Origin of the sequence: Nostoc sp. (assembly GCF_036917555.1) — a bacterium.
Lineage (GTDB): Bacteria > Cyanobacteriota > Cyanobacteriia > Cyanobacteriales > Nostocaceae > Nostoc.
This window is the reverse complement of sequence record NZ_JBALDD010000021.1, coordinates 1-15,010: the sequence shown is the minus strand read 5'-3', so window position 1 is coordinate 15,010 and position 15,010 is coordinate 1. Positions and strand designations below refer to the sequence as shown.

The following is a 15,010-nucleotide window of genomic DNA, read 5'->3' as shown; positions in this document are numbered from 1 at the left end:
AATATTATTACAATTATTTAGCAAGACTTTTTGCGATGGCGTTACCGCCCACCGTAGCTGATCGCATTGAGCAACATCATCAGGACTAGCCCTTGAGCGTTTTCTAAAAGAGAGTCCAGTATCGGTGATGGCTCGTGGGCTTTTAGAAAAAGCATTATGTCCCTAAACCAAAATTTTTGATGAACTATTTTTGTACTTTATTCTCTTTTTACACACCTACAGCTGATAAGAAGCCGTTAAAGCCACCGCCAAAGCATCTGCAGCATCATCCGGCTTAGGAATTTCATCTAAATCCAACTCCCGCGCCACCGCTTCTTGCACTTCTGACTTATCAGCATTGCCATAGCCTGTTAAAGCTTGTTTAATTTGAGCCGGAGTAAACTCTACATAAGGAAGACGACGCTGGCCCAACACTAAAATGACTATACCCCGCGCCTGTGCAACCAGGATAGTACTTGACATACGATAGAAGAATAGTTTCTCGATCGCCACTAAATCTGGTTGAAATTCTTCCATCAGGGTGTGTAAATCATCAAATAAGGTACATAAGCGCTGTCCCATTTCTACATCTGCTGACGTTTTAATTACTCCAAAATCCAGCATATTTACTGTAGTCTCTTGCACCTTTTTGAGATTTTGTGTGCAGCTAATTGCCCCAAATCCTAAAATTGCCAGTCCTGGATCTAATCCTAAAATTCGTTTTTCCATTAAATTCACTTTTACCAAGCCAGGATATTGTTTAACTAGAAATACTGGCAATCTTCACGACTTGCTCTTAGTCTAATAGGATTGATAAATATAATAGTTTCACGCCTGGTGTTTTAAACCAAGCGGTGTAAATTTTCTGTTAATTATTGTTTGTAGCACTGCTCCAAATCAGGTATGTCAATTGGTTTTCTCAGACAAGCCCTCAACGCCCTGCAAAAGCAGTCGCGCTCTCGTACTTCTTATCGGGTCAACCAGTGGTTCAAATGGTTATCCCCTGGACTATCGGTAAAACGTTGGTTGTTGATTAGTGTTGGGGGTGTACTGCTGGCAAGTTTGGGGTTAGCCATTTGGATTAAGCTGACCCCAATTTTTTGGATGATTGAGTTGGTTAGAGGTTTCTTGGGAGTCATCACCAACCTCTTACCGAACTATATCAGTGGGCCTTTGGTGATACTTGGCGGCTTGCTGTTAGTGCTTTGGGGGCAAACTCGCACGGTAGGCTCAATTACTAAGGTACTAAGAGCAGAAGGCGGAGAGGAACTCATTGATGTCTTGCTGGCTCATCGTCGATTGTACCGAGGCCCAAAAATAGTGGTAATTGGTGGTGGTACAGGACTTTCTACGTTGTTGAGGGGACTGAAAACCTACAGCGCTAATATTACTGCAATTGTCACTGTCGCCGATGATGGTGGATCTTCTGGGCGTTTGCGTCAAGAATTTGGAGTGCTACCACCAGGGGATATTCGCAATTGTTTGGCTGCACTAGCAGATGAAGAAAAGTTATTAACAGAATTGTTCCAATACCGTTTTCGGGCTGGAGATGGGTTAACTGGTCACAGTTTTGGCAATTTGTTTTTAACCGCAATGAGTGATATTACTGGAGATTTAGAACAAGCAGTGGCAGCCAGTTCTAAAGTTCTAGCGGTGCGAGGACAAGTACTACCAGCAACTCTCAGTGATGTTCGCCTCTGGGCAGAATTAGCTGATGGTCGTCGGATTGAGGGGGAGTCTAGTATTCCCAAAGCTGGCGGTAAAATTGTCAAAATTGGCTGCATTCCGGCTAATCCTCCGGCAGTACCAGCAGCTATTAAGGCAATTAAAGAAGCTGATTATATCATTATTGGCCCAGGTAGCCTTTATACAAGCCTAATTCCTAATTTATTAGTACCAGAAATTGCCGATGCGATCGCTCAAACAGATGCCCCTCGTATTTATATCTGCAATATAATGACTCAACCAGGAGAAACTGAAGGCTACACTGTTGCCGATCACATCAGAGCAATCGATGCTGCTTGTGGACAAAGACGGCTATTTGATGCTGTATTAATACATAAAAAATCCCCTTCGGAGCAATCACTTATCCGCTACGCCCAACAAAACTCCCATCCTGTTTTCCTTGATAGAGAAGCTGTAACTCAACTAGGGCGACGGATTGTTCCAGCTAATGTTTTGTATGAAGACGAAACAGGTTTTGTACGTCACAATCCGCAGAAACTAGCACAAGTATTATTGCGGTGGTACGGTAGAGGTCAGTCCCTTCGGGGAATTCAAAATTCAAAATGACGCTCTCTACGAGACGCTGCGCGAACACGGACTCGCTAACACTGCGCTAACAAAATTCAAAATTAAGGAAGGTGAAAATTTGTCATTTGTCATTTTTTTAGACTAATCAGTAATGCCCAATACCTCAATCATGAAAATTTTTCTTGCAGATACAGAAGCGACGCTGCGCTTAGGTATTACTCTTGGTGAATCCCTGATACCTGGCAGTGTAATTTTACTAGAAGGTGATTTAGGCGCTGGTAAAACTACTTTAGTTCAAGGCATTGGTAAAGGTTTAGGAATTACTGAACCCATTGTCAGTCCCACTTTCACGCTGATTAATGAGTACACGGAAGGGCGCTTTCCCCTTTACCATCTGGATTTATATCGCTTAGAACCGCAAGAAGTTGCAACCTTAAATTTAGAAAGTTACTGGGAAGGTGTTGAAGTCATACCAGGAATAGTGGCAGTTGAATGGGCGGAACGATTGCCCTACAAGCCAGATAGTTATCTGAGCGTGAGTTTGACTTATGGACATGAAGGCACTCGTCAAGTCGAACTCACACCATTCAATTGTGCCATTAGCAAAGTCATTGCCACAATTTAAGCTCATCTCCCGACTAAAGTACGAGGGATTTCACTTTTTTGACTGCAACACTCAAAAATTCCTGCAAATAATCAATCGAGAGAGAACTTTACACTCGTCCTATCTGCCACTACCACGTTCGCCACTGTCAGTTACTAACATTGTTATCTCAACCAAAACAAAAATATTTAATCAGCTTTTCTTCAATAGAAAACTGGTGGTCAGCTTTGCTGACACCCGTCCCTATAAATTTAGGAAAGTTGGCAACACACTGGCTTTCTTTAAAAGGGAGACTATTTTTTCCTTCACTCCCTTGAATCCAGGCGGGTTTATATTATCCGAATAGTATTGAACCTAAAGTGATTCTTAACTAAATGGGATATAAGCATCTACTAGTTTTATTGCTGTAATAAGCAGTTAAAAACTGATTTAGATGGTTGGTATACGAATCAAGCAAGTGTAAATAAACTGTTGTTGGGTTCAATGAGAGTTTTGAGAGAACTTAGTCAGCTTCGATTTAACCCGATTAGTTCCCTACTGTGGTTCAAAGAAGGAATCTAGATTATTTAGCAGCGAATGTTAGTAAAAAAAGTTAAGTAATCATCACTTTCTGTATAATTTTAACTTTTCTTACACTTAGTGTTCCCCAATTAAGTTCACAATCTATACAAAAAAATAAACTATTTTATAAATTTACAAAATTAGTTTTAATAATTTTAATTAGCAATAAATTATTATATTCACATCTGTAATTAGCACCAATCTCAAGAAAATATTAACTAAAACATCTCGTATTTCTACATATTTTATCTAGAAATACAAGATGTAGTAAGTAGGTTGGCACGAAAAAACCAAACCATGTAAAAATACAGGGTTTTGTCTGTGGACTGAACTCTTTGCTACACCTATTACTTCAGAGTTGAGCAAAAATGCTTAATCTACGATTAAACGTCGTAGATTAAGCATTTTTGCAATGGGTAGACTCTCAATACTTCTCAGGTTTTGGGGAAAAGGGGAAGGGGAAAACCTTTAACCCAAACCCGGTACCCTTTTCCCAAAACCCGATTCCGAATTAAAAATGTACAAAGCCAGAAGTATTAAGTAGACTCTTAGCTAGTCAAAGTTGCTTTCGTTACAAATCTTCATCAAAATTCGATTCCGATATATCGCGATATATTCCGATATATCGTATATTAGAGAAAGTTGATTTGAGATTCACTTATGTTTAGACATTTTCGGTCACGTTTTGGCGCACCTGCATGGGCAGGAGTTAGCGAAGAGGATTCATTGCTTGTCAAGTCTTGGTTTGGACATGGCAAACATCATGACAAGCATCATGGTAGACATCATGAGAAACACTTTGGCAATGAAATGTTTGGTCGTGGTTGGGGAGATGAATATCGGACTCGTCGGGGTGACATCAAGTTCATTTTGCTGGAATTGTTATCCGAGCATCCTAGTCATGGTTACGACCTGATTAAAGAGATGGAAACTCGCTATGGTGGTTTCCGTCGCCTCAGTCCTGGCTCAGTGTATCCAACACTCCAATTGCTAGAAGAAGGTGGTTATCTCAAGAGCGCACAGGAAGGGGGCAAGCGGATTTATACGATTACGGATGAGGGTAAACAATTATTGGCAGAACGTGCCCAACAAGAACCTTCAGACACTCCTTGGGATACCTTCAAAAGTTTTGTTACAGGTAAGCCCCAAGAGTTTATTGAGTTACGGAATGCCGCCACAGAGTTAGCTGCTGCAGTGGTGCAGGTTGCTCGTAGTGGCAATATGGAGCGGATAAATCGGGTGCGGGAGCTTTTAGAGCAAGTTAAACGAGAAATTTACGCGATTCTGGCTGAAAAATAAGTAGAGGCTGGTAGTAAGGACTTTAGTCCTTATTTTCTAAACACCAATACCTTTGCCAATTTACGAGGCTGGAACGGTACAAGAAACATTGTGAATACGACTGAGAGAAGAAAGCTTGACAAAAATCTGGGCTAATAAAATAGGCTCAGGTTTTTGTGGAAGCATTTTTAACATTTCACAAACATACCGAAACCCATGATAGTAAGCTTTCAAGTCAACAATGCCAGAGCCAGGATTACAGAGACGAAACTGAGCCAGAAGATAAAGGGATAAATTAACCATAAAAAATGAAAGATTGGCAGCATTGGTGACAGAGGTTTGACTGGTGTTCATGAAATCCTCCAATCCCCAAAACTGTTTGGCATCACGAAAATTGAACTCAATTTGGAAGTGCAGTTTGTAGTAATCAATTATTTTGTCGTCGGACAAATATAGGTCACTAGAAAAAAGAATGACATGGCTGCAAGCATTCGTCTTGAGATGAGTTATCACTAAAATAACTACATTCAAAGGCTGGGCGAACTCCTTATGGAGTAGAGTGGCTTGATAAATATCAGTACGGATATCTTCGTCGCAACTACTGTGGCGTAAATATTCTGCAGAAATATTACGCCAGTCTAGCTTCTCACCGTATTTACGACGGCAACGGCGATGGGGGTCAGGCAGGACTTTGATTGAACAGTCCATTAGAGTTATATCGAACAGCGCCTTTTAGACATCGAGCTAGTAAGTACAAAAATAGTTTTGGCTCATTCGTTCTATTGAACTCTTTTCTAACTTGCAAATAGTGAGATATGGAATCCTCATGCTGGTCATTCCATATCTTTGTATATTGATCTGCTATCTCACCTGGTTTCTCTATAAATTAACTCTAGTAGTTTAACCAGCGGTTTATTCAAATCATTGATCCAAAATTCTTGAGTAATACCTTTAAAAGAGGCAGCAATCAGTATTGCTGCGGTTCCTGCAAATGGTTCTACCAGCCGTCCTACTCTACTAGGCACAAACCCAAGAATATTTGCAGCAAGGTTTCTCTTACTACCTTGATACTGAATTGGATGTGGAAGACTAGCCATTTTGAAGAGAGCAAATATCTAGATAAGTCTACTATAAGAGTTAAAACAGCTAAGAACTTGAGCTAGCGACAAAGGTTGGTGAAGTAATCGGCGTAACTGAAGGTAAGCATGGCTTATGCGGCTAGAATCCAGTCTAAATATGGAATTAATCCGCCGTCCACACCCCCCATTAATGAAGATGGAAGTAATAATCGCTTGGGTATGGACACAGATGCAAAACTCAGTGATTCTTGGTAGAAACGGGTTAAATATTATGCTTAGTTAGCAATTGAGCAGTTTGAGTTTGGGGTTGACCAGGTTAAAGAATTACTAAGTACGTTCACGAGTGATGAGCGTTGTGGGGTAATGCTGAAGTTTGATGAGGTCAGCCCAGACAGATTTGCTCAACTGGTAGCAGATGCGCCTGATTGGGTCGAATGGATCAGCTCAGAAAGTGGGGCTTACTATTAACCACTTTCTTTATTAGGTTACAAATACTACTTGGTTTCACCGAAGTTCACACCGTACTGGTTGGCAAGACAATTACTGTTACCTGCTGTGTTATTACTTGAAAATCTCAATCTGTTGCAGTTTCTGACGCCAGACGTTCAGTTGCTCCCGTCTGATGAGCGGATGGTGGAGTTTAAGGTACTGGCTGTGGCTGTAACGCATCGGCACGTTATCAAAAATCATCTGAATGTGACTATCTCGGACAAACTTACCCCTGTGACGTAGCCCACTCTTGAAAAGTATGCTTCAATGTAGCATAAATCAGATGAATCTATCACGCTCCCATAAATGACGCGCCCTCTGCCACTCATTGCTACTAGCTTACCGCGCTGCTTACAGCACCCTTAAGGGCTGCAATTCCCTGTTCAATGCTAGCCCACAGACCCATGTCAGGTTCCTTACCAGCTATCTCTCGCGTTCCAACGAAGTAAAGAACGCCTTTAAGAATCTCTTGGTGAGCACGATTTTCAAAATTAACTCGGTTGAGCGGTTCCATCAAATCTTGAAGGTCATCATTCAAGGACTGGGCAACCTTATGTAGAACCAGCCCGGTCATTGTCTGTTGATGCTTTAGCAACTCAAGCTGTAAGTACTTGTCATACAGAGTTAACTCGGAACCGCTCATCATTTGGCTTACCTTCTGGGCATGTTGTTGAGTAATGTCGCGAGGTTCTGCTGCGTTGCCGTATCTAGAAATAGCTGCTTCAATAACGCCGAGATTTAAGCGATCGCTGTTTATCATTCCTTCGAGCCGCTCGCAAATCGTATTGTCGTCCGTCTGTGCTATTAATTTTTGCTCAGTTTCCAATAGAACATTTTGAAAAAGCTTTAGATCAGCAAGCTTAGTCGCTATATTTGTCACATCGGCCATGATTATTAACTCCAGACTACAGGTTTTATCGGTTATGACAAGCTCTCCTCACTATTTCCATATTCTCGTAAGGTTTGAGTAAGTCTGTCCCTCCTCAGAAAGATTTTGACTGATCAAATTTGTCGTTCATCTGGTTGTGTTTGTGCAAATCGCAGCAGTTGCATGGAGAAAACGTGGTTATGAAGCTGCTTTTATTGCAAAATTGAATTATTCAGAAGCTTCTGTTGCAGCAGAAACTCAGACTTGGCTGAAATTTGCTGTCAAATGTAGTTATTTAGACGAAGTTAGGAGGTATACCTAATGTTCGGGAGCAGCCTCACATAGAATTGGTGTAAGCAAATATAACTACTACTTTTAATTGGGTATAACCCGTATGGTCTATGGTTTTAAGTCGCTTTTGGAGATTTTATAATATAAGTAAGATTTAAAAATTAGGATTCCTATATTATATGAAAATACTTTCATCAGAGCTAGTCCATTTAGGATTTGGAAAATATGTCCGTTCTGACCAAGTTACAGCAGTTATCCCAATAGAAGAAGAACGAGGTCCTGGGCGACGAACCTTTGTTCACATTCAAGGGCAAAGCGATCCAATTATCGCCTCTCGTGCTGAAGATACCATTGTGCGTGATTTAGTACAGGAGCCACGTGAAGTTACCCAAGCACGTCAGCAGCAAGAAATTCTTCAAGATTTATTGATAAATTTAGGTAATGTTAATTCGACTGTGCGTAGAATTAACCGTGATGAAGGTAGTTTGGATCTTGACTTGTTAGAGCGACGAATTAAGCAAGTCCTTGAAAATTAATTGCACAAATCAGCAAACTAAATAACGGAGAAAGATATTGCTGAATACAATTACAGACCAGGTTTCAGTATCAGATACACAAATAAGATCGCCAAGATTGTGGATACCTGAACGGGTACTGTTTACACCTGCTGCCTTAAATGAGGTTTGGGGGCAGCAGATTCTTACACGTCTACAGTCACTCAACTTACCAATCGAAGAATTATCACAGAATCGTCTCAAGGGACTGCGCGGTGAGTCAGAGCGGGATACTTACAACATCGCCAAGCGTACTTTAGCAGTGGTTACTGCACCACCCAGTTCTTTTAAACTGAGTCCCATTCCACCTTCTGCGGATTGGCAGTTTCACATTGCTGAAGGTTGTCCGGCTCATTGTCAATACTGCTACTTAGCTGGTAGCTTGTCGGGACCACCTGTCATCCGCGTTTTTGCTAACTTACCGCAGATATTAGATAACTTAGGTAACTACGAGCAACAAGGTAAAAACACGAGTTTTGAAGTTAGCTGTTACACAGATCCATTGGGTATTGAGCATCTAACTGGAAGCCTGGCTGAATGTATCCGTTACTTCGGCACTCGTAGTAATGCACATTTACGTTGGGTATCGAAATTTGATGCTGTGGATGGGTTACTCGACTTACCACACAATGGGCATACCCGTTGTCGGATGAGTGTTAATGCAGCACCGATTTCTGGCAGGTTTGAAGGTGGCACAGCATCCGTAACATCCAGACTGAATGCATTGCGACGGTTAGCGCTACCATTAGAGCGTGGCGGTGGTGGTTATCCAGTAGGCTTAGTTATTGCGCCAATTATGCCGATAGACGATTGGCAGATGCACTATAGTTCTTTGTTTGACCAGATAAACGAGGCACTGGATTTTGAGTGTAACCTTACTTTTGAACTAATCTCGCATCGGTTCACACCAGGGTCAAAAGAAGTTTTACAAACTTGGTATCCGCAATCAAAATTAGAGATGGATGAGGCAAAACGCAGTGTCAAGCGTAATAAGTTTGGCGGAACTAAGTACGTTTACGACAAGGACACAATGAAGGCGCTGCGTTGCTTTTTTGTGACGGAGATTAGTAGGCGCTTTTCAAATGCGGAAATTCTTTATTGGACTTAACAGGCTACTTTGCTTAAATACAGTTTGAGCAAATTAATTATTGGATAACAGAGGGATCGCATAATATATCAATAAATGCAATCGTTTTCACTTTCTTTAAACACTCTGGGACATCGATCAAACTGATGAGAGTTAGCTCAATCGCTCTACCGATTTACTTAAAACATCTTTGGTGCTGCTTTTTTGCCAGATAATTGCTAAATCTGTGAGCAAGGGATTCGTATTTTCCATAAATTTGGTGTATTTTGGAAGTTTTGTGCTTTTTATTTACACCCAACTGACCCTGACTTTCTACAAATCTACTGTCACAAACGAGCGAAAACACCTACTGAACGATATCAGCAGCGTAAGGCTGAATTGTCTCGTCGCTATGAAGTTGAAGTTACACCTGGTCGATAGTGAGCCAGTATGGAACGGATATTTAGGGCAGTGGCAAGTTTTAGTTAACTTTGCTGACGGATGTAAATCTGTTGTTTGTGATTGGTTAGTGACGGTGTAGGCTGCAATCAGGCATTTACTAGTTAAACATAATGTTGACTAATTTTCTACCATTACAAGTTAACCAACTAAAAGACTCAGAAGCGATCGCTTTTGTTAAAAGTATTGAAACAATTGCCTTGACAACTTGCCTCAGCCAACAGCCAATTCTTACAACCTACATTCATAAAGGTTGTGGAGGAACGCCAATTTTACTGCTGCACGGCTTCGATAGTTCTATTTTAGAGTTCCGTCATCTATTGCCATTACTTGCTGCTCAAAATGAAACATGGGCAGTAGATTTATTAGGGAATGGCTTTACACAAAGACTCAAAGAAATTCAATACAGTCCAAATACTATTAAACTTCATCTTTATGAATTTTGGAAAACTTTAATTAATCAACCTATCATACTTATAGGTGCATCAATGGGTGGTGCAACCGCAATCGATTTTACTCTCACTTATCCTGAAGTAGTAAAATCGTTAGTATTGATTAATAGCTTGGGTTACACTTGTGCCCCAACATTCAGCAAATACTTGTTTCCCCCTTTTGACTTCTTGGCTGTAGAATACCTACGTCAACGCCACATTTTGGCATTTAATGTCGGGAGTATTTTACCTAATTTAGATACAAAAATCCTTTCAGCTATTGGGTGTGCAATGCTACATCAAGAAATGCCACTTTGGTATGATGCGATGATTTCTTATGTCAAAAGTGGTGGTTATAGCGACTTGGCGAATTCAATTTCTCAAGTTGACAAACCCACACTGATTTTGTGGGGAGAAGCTGATGATATACTCCCACTAGAAGATGCAGAAAAGTTCCATCAAGATATTGCTAATTCTAGGCTAATTAAGCTGAAAAATTGCGGTCATGCGCCCCAAATTGAACAGCCACACATGACATATAAACATATTTTGCAGTATCGGAAACATCAAAACTTTTAATCATTGTACAAATGGGTTTGTCTACCCTGTCAAGGCGATCTGTGGAATCGAGGAAACGGGTTCGGTATTATCGGCTGAATACTGATGATGTTATCTTCGTGCAAAAGGTAATGGAATATCGGCAGAGGCAATGGGAGGACAGGGAAAGGAAACGCCAGGAGGAGCAAGAACAAAGTGTATACGGCGTTTTTGCAAGTAGTGTAAACAATTGCTACACATTGACTTGTTTATTAATATTGGGCGTTAATGTGCAGCAGAGTTGTTGTAAATATATGAATATCAACTGATATAGAATTTAACAATTAGGATATAAAACATGGACTTTGACCTGATTAAAGATTTAGAGATTGCTCCTCATGTTATGGCAATCGCTAAAACTCAAAAAACTAATGTCAAAGAAGCTTTGCATTTCTATATCCAAAAAATCAAATTATAAGTCGAACATAAACAGCAAGACAAAACAAGCTTATCTTCAAGTTTAAAATTAAGTTTAAGTCCTTAAAATTGGTAATCAGTAATGAAGTATGTACGTCATTATCCCACCAATTAAAAACTTTCACAAGCATATTATCAAGGTAAAAAAGAGGGGAGGTTAAAGCCAGCTAAACTGTTAGTAGGTGGAAATTTTTATTTTAGAAATTCAGATTTTGTGGGTAGGAAGTATCTTGAACCAGGGATTATAATTCAATCTAAAGTATACAATAATACAATTTGTCATACGTGGCTCTCACCAATTGAGTGTGAATTTGTTTTTATAGATGAACTGGAATTTATTTAAGATTTGTAATAGCATTCTTGACTACTTACGCAGACTTGGACTTAATGAGCGATCGCATACAAAGGCGGGTACACTACCGCCCCGTCAGCATGAACACTACAAAGCGCCCCCCACAAGGAGAGCGCCTTTGATTTCATTTGACGTGGTTAGAATTAACCATTGATAGCAGGAGCAGAAAGAGCCATAGTTTCACCATCAGCATCAGCCAAATCCAGAGGGAAGTTGTGAGCATTACGCTCGTGCATTACTTCCATACCCTGCGTTGGCGCGGTTTCATCTGTAACACCAATTCTCTAAAATGAGGCAACAGATGTAAGTAAGGATTGTCTTGCTGCATCTTACGTTTTTCAATTGCGATCTTCGCAGCGTTAGCAACGTAGGAGCGTCATTGCATAAACGTTGCGGGGCGAAGCCCCATTGCAAATTGTGAATTGGTATAACTGGAGTTTAGACTAAATGGTGAAAAAAAGTGGTCAGTTCAACAGGACTGACCACGTTTTGGTCAATGCTGAGATTTAGGGAAAAATACACAGATTGACCATGATATTTGATAAGCGTAAAACTTTTCCGAGGTGGAGTGTACAGCCTCTTGGGTAACGGCAAAGACACGCTATTTGACTTGATGGATGCAGTGTTAGTCACACGTAGTGTTTACCCATTTACAGAGTTGCAAATATCACCAGTATTTTCGGCGACAATGGTCGAGCATTTATGAGGCCATAGAGCCACCACGCAAAAAATTGATGCAGTTGTGGCAACTGTGCCACAAACAGGACAACTGGTATTAGCAGGAGATCATACAGCTTGGTCAAGACAGAGGTGCGCGTACATTAAAAGACTGTACTTACGAACATCAAGCTCAACCCATGTCTGGAGCAAAACCAGTGACACTAGGGCAAGGTTACAGCACGATAGCTTGGATTCTAGAAGATTGCAGGAGGGTTTCCCTCCCGCAGGCGACTGCGAACCCGAAGGGCCGACACCAGACCAAGCTATAGAAGTCAATGACCCAAAGTTAGGGCAGTTGTTTACGTGTGTGGTGTAATCTTCATTTTCAAGAGTCTGCTAAACACTCCATGTCTGTAATTCAAGTTGAGCGCACAACAGATGTTGGTGAACAGAAAAATTACAAACCTTTATGGCAAGTCTTGGTGGGAGAGCAAACTCCAACTATTGATTTGATCTGGCATCAGTATCTGCGTCGCTTCGCGGTTGACCACTGGTATCGTTTTATCAAGCAGCGTTTACATTGGACGTTACCTCATTTTTCCACCCCTGAGCAGTCAGAACGTTGGAGTGATTTGATGCCTTTACTTTCATGGCAGTTATGGTTGGCGAAAGATAGTATCAAAGACTGCCCTCTACCTTGGCAACACTCAAGCCAGAAATTATCCCCTGGTCGAGTCGCTAACGCCTTTGCCGCAGTTTTGGCTCGGATTGGAACACCTGCACCTAACCCCAAGCAAGCGAGGAAAGTCCCCTGGTTGGACTCCTGGTAGACCCAGAACGCCATGAACTCGTTATCCCATTGTTAAAAAAGCCTTTACCAAGCCCAAGAAAGTATCTAAAAATACTGCTTAACGGCTTTTCATCCCTTTTATTACTCTGGATTTTATTTCATTGTTCAACACCGAATCAATTGTCAGCCAGTCGGTTGCTTGCCAGTGAAAACCGCTAATTGAGCGGCGAAAGCACGCTTGAAGGCGGGCCGCGCTTCGCCACGGGCGACATAGGTAGAGAGATTCGGATAGTCGTCCAGCATACCCGAGTCTTTCAACCTGAGCAGCACTTCCACCATCATCAGGTCACCTGCGCTGAATGCGCCATCAAGCCAGTTGGCATCTCCAAGGTGATTGGAAAGTTCTCCCAGCCGATTACAGATGCGACCTTCGACGACACGCAGGCGCTGCTCGTACCAGGCCTGATCACGCTCTAAGTACGTGGCGATTTCCCGATCAACGATTGGCGGCTCCATCGTGTTAAGTGCGGCAAACATCCATGTGATCGCTCGCGCTCGACTATTCGCATCGTCTGGCAACAGCCCTGTATGGCGCTCTGCAATATGGAACACGATCGCCCCCGACTCGAACAGGGCGAGATCACCTGACTCATAGGTTGGAATTTGCCCGAAAGGATGAAGCGCACGGTGCGCGGGTTGCTTCATCTCACTGAACGAAACAAGACGAACGTTGTAAGGTTGGCCCACTTCTTCGAGCGCCCAGCGAACGCGCATGTCACGCGCCAGTCCCTTGCCGCCATCAGGCGACCGTTCAAAGGCAGTAATAGTGGGTGTCATTGTTAGGGTCATGGTGATTTCTCCTTTCAGTCCAATTTTCTGCTTTGGGTGTGTGTTCTGTCCGGCAAGAACAGCAACTCTAGATATCAGCGTCAAAGCTGGCATTAAAAGCACTGGCGGAACTATCGCAAAAAGACAGATGTAACATTATTATCAATAGTGTTACATTTTGCGCGGCTGATGCTGCCGGCATCAGTTGGCCGCGGTCGCTCATGACCGCCTTGCCAACACTGGCGCTTGGTGGCAATGTAACAGTTATTTACAGCATTGTTACATATGAGCGAAAACGACCTTTTCGACTGGCATGGCAACCGCCTCTACCTTATGGTGGTACTGGTCGTCCTCGCATCCACGGTGATAAGTTTAACCCTCTTCTGTCACTCTCCGGAATAAGCAAGTAGTAACTAAGTGAAATTATCTAGAAGCATAACAGGGTTTAAATTGATTCATTGCACTAATTAATTGATTGAAGCCCAGTAATAAATTAGAATTAGGAAAAATATGTATCCAGGGATAAATCAACCAAAACAGTAAGAGTGGTTGGGCAATGAGACGCAGATTATTTGAAGTATTCTTCCATCCGGATTCATGGTTCCATTGTTGATGATCAGAAAAATCAACAGAACTATTTTCTTGTACTCAGGTTCAATTTGACGAGATTTCTTTAAGCCTAATAAGGCTGGGGAATTTAAACTAATCATTGTGTAAGTAAATGGGCAGGAAAATTTATAACTATGTAACGAAAAATTAACCAGAGTTGTTAGAGTTAAATTTAATACGTTGTATACTGTAGTTGCCTTTTTCTCCCCTAGCTTTAACGCCATCAATCACGGCGTAAGCCAGGTCTAGCTGATCATCAAATATTTGCCCACATAGTTCGTCTTTTTTAAGGTGCTGCCACTCCAATTCAATTGGATTCATCTGGGAGCAGTATGCGGGTAAGAAAAAGATGTACAAACCCATGTCTTCCCACTTTGACCATAGCTTTTGCACTTCAAGACATCGGTGTATCGGTCCGTTATCCTGTACAATTACCCTAGTCCGCCCAGTCTTTTGAGCTTCAGTCGCTTCCGACTCCATCATTTTGATGTAAGATTTACGACCAACACCAATAACTAAACTGTAAACAAAGCTGATTAAAGGTTGAAGAAACGCGATAATACTTAATCTCCGACCACGACGCTTGGTTTGTTCTAAATGTTTTTGCTTACCTCTGAAGTAATAGGTGTAACCTGGTTCGCTCCAAGCACAAAACCCTGATTCATCTAGATACTTTAGGTCTATTTCTCCTGCAGCAGCAGATAATTCCAACATATCTAGTGGCATGGCAAGACTAAAATATTGCATTAGAATCACCTGTTTGATCGGGTTCAAAAATTGGATAAAGATGTTTAAGTTTGACACGAGCGTCTTCAGTAGTAAAACGCCAAATTACTTTACTAGCG

The 15,010-nt window shown here is 41.6% G+C and carries 16 protein-coding genes and 4 pseudogenes; 12 read left to right on the top strand and 8 right to left on the bottom strand.

The annotated features are described in order from the left end of the window. Window positions 1–216: 216 nt before the first annotated feature. Window positions 217–708: a crossover junction endodeoxyribonuclease RuvC gene (gene ruvC, locus V7K60_RS07270; protein ID WP_334924398.1), complete on the bottom strand. Its 492-nt coding sequence runs from the start codon at window positions 706–708 to the stop codon at window positions 217–219. Between the two features lie 174 nt (window positions 709–882). On the opposite strand from ruvC, the gene V7K60_RS07265 reads away from it, so the two are divergent. From V7K60_RS07265 to V7K60_RS07255, 3 genes are all read left to right on the top strand, one after another. Beyond that, window positions 883–2,271 (top strand): gluconeogenesis factor YvcK family protein, encoded by a 1,389-nt coding sequence (locus V7K60_RS07265; protein WP_334924178.1) that lies wholly within the window; start codon window positions 883–885, stop codon window positions 2,269–2,271. 130 nt (window positions 2,272–2,401) lie between these two features. Beyond that, on the top strand, window positions 2,402–2,857 hold the full coding sequence (tsaE, locus tag V7K60_RS07260; protein ID WP_334924175.1) for a tRNA (adenosine(37)-N6)-threonylcarbamoyltransferase complex ATPase subunit type 1 TsaE: 456 nt from the start codon (window positions 2,402–2,404) through the stop codon (window positions 2,855–2,857). 1,200 nt (window positions 2,858–4,057) lie between these two features. After that, complete coding sequence (locus tag V7K60_RS07255; protein WP_334924174.1) at window positions 4,058–4,696, top strand: PadR family transcriptional regulator; 639 nt, start codon at window positions 4,058–4,060, stop codon at window positions 4,694–4,696. Window positions 4,697–4,756: 60 nt separating this feature from the next. Here V7K60_RS07255 and V7K60_RS07250 read toward each other — a convergent pair. Together V7K60_RS07250 and V7K60_RS07245 are read right to left on the bottom strand one after the other, a co-directional pair. Further along, window positions 4,757–5,359: pseudogene (locus V7K60_RS07250) on the bottom strand (IS4 family transposase); the annotation flags it as partial. Between the two features lie 182 nt (window positions 5,360–5,541). Next, entirely contained in the window at window positions 5,542–5,772 is a 231-nt protein-coding gene (locus V7K60_RS07245) for a DNA adenine methylase (protein WP_334924173.1), read from the bottom strand. 108 nt (window positions 5,773–5,880) lie between these two features. Here V7K60_RS07245 and V7K60_RS07240 point away from each other — a divergent pair, with 108 nt between their 5' ends. Beyond that, entirely contained in the window at window positions 5,881–6,009 is a 129-nt protein-coding gene (locus V7K60_RS07240) for a hypothetical protein (protein ID WP_334924172.1), read from the top strand. Window positions 6,010–6,282: 273 nt separating this feature from the next. After that, window positions 6,283–6,486, top strand: a complete 204-nt coding sequence (locus V7K60_RS07235) for a hypothetical protein (protein WP_334924170.1) — start codon at window positions 6,283–6,285, stop codon at window positions 6,484–6,486. A 91-nt stretch (window positions 6,487–6,577) separates the two neighbouring features. Here V7K60_RS07235 and V7K60_RS07230 read toward each other — a convergent pair whose 3' ends face one another. Further along, window positions 6,578–7,132: a hemerythrin HHE cation-binding protein gene (locus tag V7K60_RS07230; protein WP_334924168.1), complete on the bottom strand. Its 555-nt coding sequence runs from the start codon at window positions 7,130–7,132 to the stop codon at window positions 6,578–6,580. A 105-nt stretch (window positions 7,133–7,237) separates the two neighbouring features. Between V7K60_RS07230 and V7K60_RS07225 the strand changes: the two are divergent. From V7K60_RS07225 to V7K60_RS07210, 4 genes and pseudogenes are all read left to right on the top strand, one after another. Next, a pseudogene (locus V7K60_RS07225) lies at window positions 7,238–7,412 on the top strand (four helix bundle protein); the annotation flags it as partial. A gap of 169 nt (window positions 7,413–7,581) precedes the next feature. After that, the gene (locus V7K60_RS07220; RefSeq protein WP_334924166.1) at window positions 7,582–7,938 is read left to right on the top strand and encodes a hypothetical protein; all 357 of its coding nucleotides are present in this window, start codon (window positions 7,582–7,584) and stop codon (window positions 7,936–7,938) included. A 103-nt stretch (window positions 7,939–8,041) separates the two neighbouring features. Then, the gene (locus tag V7K60_RS07215; RefSeq protein WP_334924396.1) at window positions 8,042–9,064 is read left to right on the top strand and encodes a spore photoproduct lyase family protein; all 1,023 of its coding nucleotides are present in this window, start codon (window positions 8,042–8,044) and stop codon (window positions 9,062–9,064) included. Between the two features lie 530 nt (window positions 9,065–9,594). Beyond that, window positions 9,595–10,491, top strand: coding sequence for an alpha/beta fold hydrolase (locus tag V7K60_RS07210; protein WP_334924164.1), 897 nt, complete (start codon window positions 9,595–9,597; stop codon window positions 10,489–10,491). A 930-nt stretch (window positions 10,492–11,421) separates the two neighbouring features. Here the strand turns inward: V7K60_RS07210 and V7K60_RS07205 are convergent. Then, window positions 11,422–11,526 (bottom strand): annotated as a pseudogene (locus V7K60_RS07205) (photosystem II protein D1); the annotation flags it as partial. Window positions 11,527–11,816: 290 nt separating this feature from the next. Between V7K60_RS07205 and V7K60_RS07200 the strand changes: the two are divergent. Genes V7K60_RS07200 through V7K60_RS07190 form a run of 3 tightly spaced genes read left to right on the top strand, consistent with a single transcriptional unit; the run spans window position 11,817 to window position 12,768 of the window. Then, window positions 11,817–11,984, top strand: coding sequence for a hypothetical protein (locus V7K60_RS07200; protein WP_334924163.1), 168 nt, complete (start codon window positions 11,817–11,819; stop codon window positions 11,982–11,984). A 36-nt stretch (window positions 11,985–12,020) separates the two neighbouring features. Continuing rightward, window positions 12,021–12,314: a hypothetical protein gene (locus tag V7K60_RS07195; protein WP_334924161.1), complete on the top strand. Its 294-nt coding sequence runs from the start codon at window positions 12,021–12,023 to the stop codon at window positions 12,312–12,314. 31 nt (window positions 12,315–12,345) lie between these two features. Then, entirely contained in the window at window positions 12,346–12,768 is a 423-nt protein-coding gene (locus tag V7K60_RS07190; RefSeq protein ID WP_334924160.1) for a hypothetical protein, read from the top strand. A gap of 143 nt (window positions 12,769–12,911) precedes the next feature. Here the strand turns inward: V7K60_RS07190 and V7K60_RS07185 are convergent, their stop codons facing one another. From V7K60_RS07185 to V7K60_RS07175, 3 genes and pseudogenes are all read right to left on the bottom strand, one after another. Continuing rightward, on the bottom strand, window positions 12,912–13,577 hold the full coding sequence (locus V7K60_RS07185) for a glutathione S-transferase family protein (protein ID WP_334924158.1): 666 nt from the start codon (window positions 13,575–13,577) through the stop codon (window positions 12,912–12,914). Window positions 13,578–13,979: 402 nt separating this feature from the next. Further along, window positions 13,980–14,272 (bottom strand): annotated as a pseudogene (locus V7K60_RS07180) (IS701 family transposase); the annotation flags it as partial. 40 nt (window positions 14,273–14,312) lie between these two features. Beyond that, window positions 14,313–14,912, bottom strand: a complete 600-nt coding sequence (locus V7K60_RS07175) for a transposase (RefSeq protein ID WP_334924156.1) — start codon at window positions 14,910–14,912, stop codon at window positions 14,313–14,315. Window positions 14,913–15,010: the final 98 nt, after the last annotated feature.

Coding starts and splice junctions, on each gene's coding strand:
- V7K60_RS07245 (WP_334924173.1), bottom strand. CDS start 5,772: ATGGCTAGTCTTCCACATCCAATTCAGTATCAAGGTAGTAAGAGAAAC.
- ruvC (WP_334924398.1), bottom strand. CDS start 708: ATGGAAAAACGAATTTTAGGATTAGATCCAGGACTGGCAATTTTAGGA.
- V7K60_RS07230 (WP_334924168.1), bottom strand. CDS start 7,132: ATGGCCGATGTGACAAATATAGCGACTAAGCTTGCTGATCTAAAGCTT.
- V7K60_RS07220 (WP_334924166.1), top strand. CDS start 7,582: ATGAAAATACTTTCATCAGAGCTAGTCCATTTAGGATTTGGAAAATAT.
- V7K60_RS07265 (WP_334924178.1), top strand. CDS start 883: ATGTCAATTGGTTTTCTCAGACAAGCCCTCAACGCCCTGCAAAAGCAG.
- V7K60_RS07190 (WP_334924160.1), top strand. CDS start 12,346: ATGTCTGTAATTCAAGTTGAGCGCACAACAGATGTTGGTGAACAGAAA.
- V7K60_RS07185 (WP_334924158.1), bottom strand. CDS start 13,577: ATGACCCTAACAATGACACCCACTATTACTGCCTTTGAACGGTCGCCT.
- V7K60_RS07255 (WP_334924174.1), top strand. CDS start 4,058: ATGTTTAGACATTTTCGGTCACGTTTTGGCGCACCTGCATGGGCAGGA.
- V7K60_RS07240 (WP_334924172.1), top strand. CDS start 5,881: ATGGCTTATGCGGCTAGAATCCAGTCTAAATATGGAATTAATCCGCCG.
- V7K60_RS07175 (WP_334924156.1), bottom strand. CDS start 14,912: ATGCAATATTTTAGTCTTGCCATGCCACTAGATATGTTGGAATTATCT.
- tsaE (WP_334924175.1), top strand. CDS start 2,402: ATGAAAATTTTTCTTGCAGATACAGAAGCGACGCTGCGCTTAGGTATT.
- V7K60_RS07210 (WP_334924164.1), top strand. CDS start 9,595: ATGTTGACTAATTTTCTACCATTACAAGTTAACCAACTAAAAGACTCA.